Source organism: Dyadobacter sp. SRI_021, from assembly GCF_057586235.1.
On the sequence record NZ_JBYCZM010000043.1, the window covers coordinates 1 to 1,309 of the forward strand.

At 48.7% G+C, this 1,309-nt stretch carries 1 protein-coding gene; it reads left to right on the forward strand.

All coding sequences use genetic code 11. From position 1 onward, the window contains the following. The first annotated feature begins 51 nt into the window (after positions 1–51). A complete protein-coding gene (locus AC2YIT_RS32175) occupies positions 52–1,281 on the forward strand; it encodes an IS256 family transposase (RefSeq protein WP_430845216.1) in 1,230 nt (409 codons plus the stop codon). The last annotated feature ends 28 nt before the right edge of the window (positions 1,282–1,309 follow it).

Genomic DNA, 1,309 nt, shown 5'->3' on the forward strand with positions numbered 1-1,309 from the left:
GAGAGTGTTCAAGAAAGTGTGTCAAGTTAGATTTAGTAACTTGATGACCATATGGGAAAAAAACAGGACAAAAAAGTATTCGATTATTCGGTCTTTCGCCAGCAGGCTATCGATCGGCTGCTGTCTGGCGATAAGGAGCTGGGCGGCAAGGACGGTGTACTTGCTCCGTTGCTGAAAGACCTTTTGGATGCCGTACTTTCCGGCGAGGCACAGGCCCATGTTGAAGAGAGCCGCCCCAACCGTCGCAATGGGAGCAAATCCAAGTGTGTCAAGACTGCGCATGGGCCGATCGAGGTGGAGATGCCCCGCGACCGGGATGGTTCTTTCGAACCTAAACTGATCGCCAAAAGACAGACTACCCTGGGTGAAGGCCTGGACAACCGGATACTGTCGCTTTACAGCAAAGGTATGTCTTACGAAGATATCCAATCGCATTTGGAAGACCTGTACGGCTTGGAAATCAGCACTGGCCAATTGTCGGCTATCACGGACAAAATCCTTCCAGTAGTCGAGCAGTGGCGCTGCCGTCCCCTGGAACCTATTTATACTTTTATGTGGCTGGATGCTGTCCATTTCAAGGTTAGGCAAGATGGTAAAGTAATCAGTAAAGCGGCTTATAATGTCTTAGCTGTTGACCTTCAAGGCCGTAAAGATTTATTGGGTATTTATATTGGGGACTCAGAGAGCTCCCGATTCTGGCTTTCGGTACTGAGCGACCTGCAAAATCGTGGCGTCAAGGACGTTTTGATTTGCTCGATCGACAACTTAAAAGGCTTTGCAGATGCTATCGAAACCATTTTCCCTTTGACCGACGTGCAGCTATGCCTTGTCCATCAGGTGCGCAATTCGCTCCGCTATGTGACCAGTAAAGATCAGCGGGCCATAGCGTCCGAACTCAAACCGCTTTACCAGGTAAGCTCAATATCGGCAGCCGAACAAAACCTGGCTGCGTTTGCCGCTAAATGGGGCGACAAATATCCCCTGGTCATCGAGAGCTGGCAACGTAACTGGGCCAGGCTGACCCGATGTTTCGAATACCCGGCAGCCATTAGAAAAATCATATACACAACTAATACTGTCGAGGCTTTTCACCGCCAGATCCGTTCGGTCACCAAGTCGAAAGGGGCCTTTGCCTCCGAAACTGCGCTCATCAAACTCTTATACTTAACCACCCAGCGCATTATCGAAAAATGGAAAATCCCACTAGCAAACTGGCCGGTCACAGTACAACAGCTGGCAATCTTATATGGTGACCGGATTAAACAATACTTGAAGGTTTAAAATATGACACACTTAAATGAACATAACC